Annotated in this window: 8 protein-coding genes; 7 read left to right on the top strand and 1 reads right to left on the bottom strand. The window is 39.2% G+C overall.

From position 1 onward, the window contains the following. Nucleotides 1-99 precede the first annotated feature (99 nt). Entirely contained in the window at nt 100-465 is a 366-nt protein-coding gene (locus tag ACIFOT_RS14030; protein ID WP_430065461.1) for a HesB/IscA family protein, read from the top strand. Between the two features lie 211 nt (nt 466-676). Here ACIFOT_RS14030 and ACIFOT_RS14025 read toward each other — a convergent pair whose 3' ends face one another. Further along, nucleotides 677-1,675 (bottom strand): NAD(P)/FAD-dependent oxidoreductase, encoded by a 999-nt coding sequence (locus ACIFOT_RS14025; protein ID WP_430065459.1) that lies wholly within the window; start codon nt 1,673-1,675, stop codon nt 677-679. 452 nt (nt 1,676-2,127) lie between these two features. On the opposite strand from ACIFOT_RS14025, the gene ACIFOT_RS14020 reads away from it, so the two are divergent. The 6 genes from ACIFOT_RS14020 (at nt 2,128) to ACIFOT_RS13995 (ending at nt 7,022) form a co-directional block, all read left to right on the top strand. Further along, nucleotides 2,128-3,345, top strand: a complete 1,218-nt coding sequence (locus tag ACIFOT_RS14020; RefSeq protein ID WP_430065457.1) for an NAD(P)/FAD-dependent oxidoreductase — start codon at nt 2,128-2,130, stop codon at nt 3,343-3,345. A gap of 59 nt (nt 3,346-3,404) precedes the next feature. Continuing rightward, nucleotides 3,405-3,896, top strand: a complete 492-nt coding sequence (locus ACIFOT_RS14015; RefSeq protein ID WP_430065455.1) for an NUDIX domain-containing protein — start codon at nt 3,405-3,407, stop codon at nt 3,894-3,896. Between the two features lie 157 nt (nt 3,897-4,053). After that, a complete protein-coding gene (locus ACIFOT_RS14010; protein ID WP_223591886.1) occupies nt 4,054-4,182 on the top strand; it encodes a YuiA family protein in 129 nt (42 codons plus the stop codon). Between the two features lie 142 nt (nt 4,183-4,324). Further along, the gene (locus ACIFOT_RS14005; RefSeq protein WP_430065452.1) at nt 4,325-4,648 is read left to right on the top strand and encodes a YuiB family protein; all 324 of its coding nucleotides are present in this window, start codon (nt 4,325-4,327) and stop codon (nt 4,646-4,648) included. Nucleotides 4,649-4,829: 181 nt separating this feature from the next. Further along, nucleotides 4,830-5,441: a 3D domain-containing protein gene (locus ACIFOT_RS14000; RefSeq protein WP_430065450.1), complete on the top strand. Its 612-nt coding sequence runs from the start codon at nt 4,830-4,832 to the stop codon at nt 5,439-5,441. A 72-nt stretch (nt 5,442-5,513) separates the two neighbouring features. Next, on the top strand, nt 5,514-7,022 hold the full coding sequence (locus tag ACIFOT_RS13995) for a leucyl aminopeptidase (RefSeq protein WP_430065448.1): 1,509 nt from the start codon (nt 5,514-5,516) through the stop codon (nt 7,020-7,022). Nucleotides 7,023-7,053 lie beyond the last annotated feature (31 nt).

The raw sequence follows: 7,053 nt of genomic DNA, 5'->3' as shown, positions 1-7,053 counted from the left end.
GGAGGCTCCCCGGCACGCCCTAAGGTGCGCGAAGTGCCTGGAGCGCAAATCAACAACCAAGTTTAACAAAGCCTAAAACTTAAAAAAGGAGGAGAAATTATGAGCAAGGATGTTGTAATCTTAACGGAAGCGGCGGCTCTTCACATTAAAGAAATGATGAAGCATAATGAAGAAGAAGGAGCCTTCTTACGGGTAAGTGTAAAAGGCGGAGGATGCAGCGGCTTATCTTATGGTATGGGCTTCGAACACGAGCTAAATCCCGCTGACATGCAGTTTGAGCAGCATGGAATTAAAGTAGTCGTTGATCAAGAGAGTGCACCAATTTTACAAGGTACGAAAATTGATTATAAAGAATCCATGATGGGTGGCGGCTTTACGATCGACAACCCGAACGCTATAGCCTCCTGCGGATGCGGTTCTTCTTTCCGAACTGCTGCTGCAGCAGGTACACCTGAAGAATGTTAAATAAAAAAGGCGTCCAATTGGGCGCCTTTGTTGTAGAAAGTATAATTTTAAACTTTGAGAATTGTCCAGCTCCAGCACCCAGCGGCTAGTGTACTTCGCCCTTTTCCCTACGATAAGTCAACATCGGATCGCTCCGCACTCCGTGTTTCCTTTATCTCAGTCAAAGTGCTCCAGTCCATACGCCGCTAAACGGGTGCTTCCGCTTTTCTTATTACTTATCAAACATAGAAGAACTATGAAGCGGCTGTACTTTTGCTTTAGGATCGATAAATGATTTCGCATTATTTACGGCAGTTGGCGCTTCACCAAAACCACAAGCGATAAGTTTTACTTTACCATCATAGGTGCAAATATCACCGGCTGCATAAATTCCCGGAATATTTGTTTCCATTTTGGAATTGACGACAATCGAGTTCTTAGCAATTTCGAGACCCCATTCTTTAATAGGTCCAAGTGAGGATACAAATCCATAATTACAAATGACAGCATCCACATCAATCGTTTCTTTTCCTTCCCCATTAGCATCTTGAAGTACGACTTGTTTAATTCCCTCTTCATTGCCAATCAGTTCGGCAGGAACATACGGAGTTTTTACATCTACTTTTGAATTAAATAAATTTTCCACACTATGCTCATGTGCGCGGAACTTATCACGTCGGTGAACAATCGTTACTTTCTCGGCAATTGGCTCTAGCATTAAAGCCCAGTCTACTGCCGAATCCCCGCCGCCGAATACGACAACTTTTTGGCCGGCAAATTGGTTTAAGTCCTCTATAAAGTAATAGAGGTTTTTCTTTTCATACTGGACAGCACTTTCAAGCTCTAATCGGCGCGGTTGGAACGCTCCGTTTCCGGCTGTAATGATAACGGTTTTAGAATAGTGCACATCTTTATTAGTGGTTAATTTAAAAGTACCGTCTTCTTGCTTTTCCAATTTTTCAACAGATTGCTCAAGGGCAACGGAAGGTTCGAATTTCGCCATTTGTTCCTTCAAGTTATTAATTAATTCTTGTGCACGAACCTTTGGAAAACCAGCAACATCATAAATATATTTTTCCGGATAAAGGGCAGATAATTGGCCGCCAAGCTGAGGTAAACTTTCAATGATTTTTACTGAAGCTTGTCTCATTCCTCCGTAGAAAGCAGTAAAAAGACCGACAGGGCCTCCGCCGATAATCGTAATGTCAAAAACTTTTTGATTTTCTTGCACGCCGTATCCCCCTAACTAGTAGTTACAACTCCAATCCTATAATATCATAAATTAATAAAATCCTCACTTATTTATGGCAATATTCAGACTGGAATCACTATTCAAATAACTTGAATTGGGTTATAAAAAGTAAAACTTTTTAATAATCTTATGGTAAATAAATTAAAAAAATCGCTTGAAAATCAGAGGAAAGTAGCATAAGATGTAATGTGGATATATTGTTAATTATTTGTGACAAAATAGGTACAATTTTATGACCGGTTTGAAAATCCGATTGCATTGACAGTGTTGAAATCGGGTGTATTTGAAATTGGCTATTTTTTCTTTATCCCCATTCGTGAAGTATATCACATACATTTTTCTGCTTAGAAAAATAAAATTAGCTGAAGCAGTGGAAGATAAGAATAAGAGAATTTATTCAAAAAATTACTTAAAAGGTGGAAGTGATCACTTTGAAAAAGCCTAAAATTGTTATTCTCGGTGCTGGATACGGCGGACTGATGACAACTGTTCGCTTACAAAAGCTTGTCGGTATTAATGAAGCCGATATCGTATTAGTAAATAAAAATGATTACCATTATGAAACAACATGGCTTCATGAAGCGTCTGCGGGCACACTTCATCATGACAAAGTACGTTATGACATCCGTGATGTTATTGACCGCAGCAAGGTTGACTTTATTCAGGATACAGTAGTTGAAATTAAGAAAGATGAAAAGAAAGTCGTATTAGAAAAAGGCGAAGTCAATTATGACTACCTTGTTATTTCTCTTGGCGGCGAACCAGAGACTTTTGGGATTAAAGGATTAAAAGAGTATGCCTTTGGGATCACCAATGTGAATTCTTCACGCCAGCTTCGTGAGCATATCGAGTATCAATTTGCTACTTACAATATGGAGGAAGTAAAAAATGATAATCGCCTATCCATCGTTGTCGGTGGAGCAGGCTTTACGGGAATTGAATTTTTGGGAGAATTAACAAATCGAATTCCTGAATTATGCCATGAATATGATGTTGATTATAATAAAGTAAAAATTATCTGTGTTGAAGCGGCTCCAACTGTTTTACCTGGATTTGATCCGGAATTAGTGAATTATGCTGTATCTCAATTAGAACGAAAAGGTGTAGAATTTTTAATTGGAACGGCTATTAAGGAAGCTACTCCTGAAGGTATTATCGTAGCAAAAGGTGAAGAAGAGCCTCGTGAGATCAATGCGGGCACTGTTGTTTGGGCAGCGGGTGTACGAGGAAATTCTATCATCGAAAAATCAGGTTTTGAAGCTATGAGAGGCCGTGTAAAGGTAACTCCAGAATTACGAGTTCCTGGTTTTGATGATGTATTCATTATTGGCGACAGCTCTCTTGTTATCAATGAAGAAATCAATCGCCCATATCCGCCGACTGCTCAAATTGCGATGCAGCAGGGGGAACTTGTGGCACGCAACTTGGCAGCGCTTGTTCGGAACAAAACAGAGCTTGAAACCTTTACATTTGATAATAAAGGTACGGTTTGTTCGCTTGGTGAAGATGATGCTATCGGTGTTGTATTTGGCAAGAAAGTAACTGGTGCTAAAGCATCCTTCATGAAAAAAGTAGTTGATAACCGCTCTCTTTACATGATTGGCGGCGCTGGTCTTGTACTGAAAAAAGGAAAGTTTAATGTATTTTAACAAGTAAAAAAGGACAGCGACCCTGTCCTTTTTTGTTATGATTATTTAGGGGTGCTACAATGAGTAATCGTGAAAAACGCGGCAAGGTATGGTTAGCTGTTTCAGGGTTAGTTATTTCAAAGAATGGTCAATGGCTTGTGGTGAAGAAGAGATACGGCGGCTTGAAAGGCCAGTGGTCCTTGCCAGCGGGTTTTGTTGAGATAGGTGAAACGGCAGATGAAGCGGTTATAAGAGAAGTTAAGGAAGAGACAGGAATTGTCTGTTCCGTAAAGGGTCTTATCGGGCTAAGAACCGGGGTAATTAAAGAAGAAATAAGTGACAATATGATCGTTTTTTTAATGGAGTCAACAAGCGGAGAAAAGGTAATCCATCAGGAAAATGAGCTTTATGAAGCGAGATTTATGACCCCGGAAGAGCTGTTAAATGAAAAAGATGCTTCAATTATTCTTCACCAGCTTATTAAGCAAAAGGATTTTTGCATTAAACTTGGTATTGATGGGTTGAACCCGGGAGATCAGTTTGGATATACAGCCTATAAACTATTTTTGTAATTTTTTGAAAATTTAAGTAACACTTAGAAAATGAAAGAAAACTTTATATGTATCCGTTTTCTTTTAAGAATTTGCAAGAATTTCGCTCTTTCCTTTTTCGCCAATCCTTGTTATATTATCAGAAAATTAAGTAAATAATACGAGGGGGATGAAAAGGATGACAGTTAAAAGCTTGGATACTAAAAATTGTGATTATTGCTCAGGGTACGGCTATTTTCAACTAGTGCTTGGTGGTTCTGAAACGTGTTCTTGCTGTGGCGGCACAGGCAAGAAGGAAGAGGAATAAGGGGAGTTAAGTTTTATAATTGAAAAGAATTGCTGGATACTGCTTCTTCGAACTTTCGAAGGGCTATTTTTTTTGTGTTAATATTGACTCCACTTTGGACGTTAGGTACACTTAGTGTTGATGCGTAAAGGGGGAATCTCGGATGCAAATGAGCATCGTTGTCTTAATTATTTCAATATTGCTATTTTTTGTCTTGTTTTTCGGTATTGGATTTATCCTAAATATGCTTTTAAGAATGTCATGGGTTATGGCGATAATATATCCTATTGTGGCCATTTTAATCGTAGATAAAGTAAGATTTATTGAATATTTTACAAATAGTAAGTCTGCCTTTTTAGAATTGGGACATAAATTCAGCTTGCTAGCCACCGCTGATATTCTTATTTTATTAAGTGGATTAGCAGGGGCCATCGCTGCTGGATTTACCATCAAACTGCTTCGAAAAAATGGATACCAAATGTTCTAAAACCTTTTGCTTAATCGCAAAGGGTTTTTTTGCTTTTTTTAATTTGTTGATTGGAGCGCAAATCAACAACAGAGTTATATAATGAGCATGTGCCTTTAGCCCTTGTTAAATTTTTTCACTCCTTTTTTGAATAATTCCCTTCAGCTTGGGAATGAATATTTTTGGAGGAGTGAAAATTTTAATGGATATATTTAAAAATTGGATCAAGCGTGCAGCCATGACAACTCTTTTCATTATGGCATTATTCGCGACTTTCCAATCTATTTCTGGTGTTAATGCTCATACGTTAATTTCACAATTTGCGTCCGTTATTTCAACAAGCGAAAATGTATCAGGGACAACCTCTCCGACATTAGAGGATGCCTTTGATTGGTCAAAGTATCCAAAGCAAACTGTTACAGCTACAGGCTACACTGCAGGTTTTGAATCGACTGGAAAAAGACAAGGCCATCCTGAGTATGGGATAACCTATTCAGGGGTTAAAGTGAAACGCGATTTATTTTCTACAGTAGCAGCAGATTTGAACGTTTTTCCGATTGGTACAATTCTGTTTATCCCCGGATATGGATATGGGGTCGTGGCTGATAAGGGTGGAGCGATAAAAGGAAATGAATTAGATCTTTATTATGAGACCGTTGAAGATGTTTATAAAAAATGGGGCAAAAAGCAGTTAGAGGTTTATGTTGTCAAAAAAGGCAATGGAAAACTGACAGAACAACAATTACAGGCTTGGAACGAAGATAAAACGCTGCAGGTATTCCGCCAGCAGTACATTAGCTCAGAAAAAAGGTAAAACAGGCATCGAGCCTGTTTTTTTATTTTGGGTTAGGTATAATAAATGATGAATAACACGGAGGTGAATTGAATGTTTCAAGTTACATCAAAATTGGAGTTAACTGCTGAACATGAAGGTCTGGTCATTGGCCTTTTTGAAAAACCAGAAAAATTCTCAGGAGCTTTAGCTAATTTGGATGAAAAATTCGATGGACAGCTTACTGAGTTGGTTAAATCAGGAGATATTTCGGCAAAATTAAAAAGTATTAGCAAAATACATACCTTTAGTAAAATAGGTGCAAAACGAATTTGGTTTGTCGGTCTGGGGAAGGAAAAGGAATTAACCTTCGATAAACTAAGAGAAGCATTTGGTAAGTTATTTAAAGATGTGAAGGCAAGTAAACTAGAAGAGGCTGCTGTTTATCTGGATGCTTTCCTTACGGATGAACTGGATGGATTTGACGCTGCCCATGCTTTAAGCGAAGCTTTTTCACTGGCTACTTATCAATTCAAGGATTATAAGCAAAAAGCGAATGAACCTGAGAAAAAACTGAAGACCCTGACTATTTACTGTGAGGGCTTTGATAGAGAAGATATTCAAGCCTCGTTATCAGTCGGCTTTGCTTTCGGAAATGGGACAAACTCGGCTCGGACGCTTGTCAATATTCCGGGAAATTTGCTTACAGCCACCGATATGGCGAATTATGCAGAAGAGCTGGCTGATAAGTATGATTTTGAGATAGAAATTTTAGATAAAGCAGAAATTGAAAAACTTGGAATGGGGGCATTCCTTGCTGTTAACCAAGGGTCAACAGAGCCTCCGAAGATGATTGTCCTGAAATACCAAGGTAAAGAAGAATGGAAAGATGTGATCGGTCTTGTCGGAAAAGGCATTACCTTTGATACAGGCGGTTACTCGATTAAAACAAAAGCCGGCATTGTTGGGATGAAAACAGACATGGGCGGCGCGGCTGCTGTGCTTGGAGCAATGGAAATCATTGGTGAAATCCGCCCAGAACAAAATGTTGTAGCAGTTATCCCTTCCACTGATAATATGATTAGCGGACATGCTTTTAAGCCTGATGATGTAATTACCTCAATGTGTGGGAAAACGATTGAGGTATTGAATACGGATGCAGAAGGCCGTTTGGTGTTAGCAGACGCGGTGACATATGCAAAGCATCATGGAGCCGAATATTTAGTCGATGTGGCTACGTTAACAGGCGGGGTTATTACAGCACTTGGGCTGCATACAACCGGTGCAATGACCAATCATGAATCATTATATGAACAAGTGTTAGAAGCATCGGTGGAAGCCGGTGAGCAAATGTGGTTACTGCCTTTGTTTGAAAGTGAGAAGGAACGAGTCAGAAAAAGCAAAGTAGCTGATTTAAATAACTCCCCAGGCAGTGAAGGACATGCCCTTGTTGCCGGTGCCTTCATTGGCGAATTTGCTGAAGGCACTCCTTGGGTCCATTTAGATATTGCCGGAACAGCTACGACTGCTAAAGGCAATGATCTTTGTCCAGCAGGTGCAACCGGAGTGATGACACGTACTCTTGCCTTATTTGTAGAACGATTTGAACCAATTAAAAAATAAACTTTTAAACCCACGGAAATCTTCCGTGGGT

The organism is Neobacillus sp. NRS-1170 (genome assembly GCF_050468025.1).
This window is presented reverse-complemented; position numbering and strand designations above follow the sequence as displayed.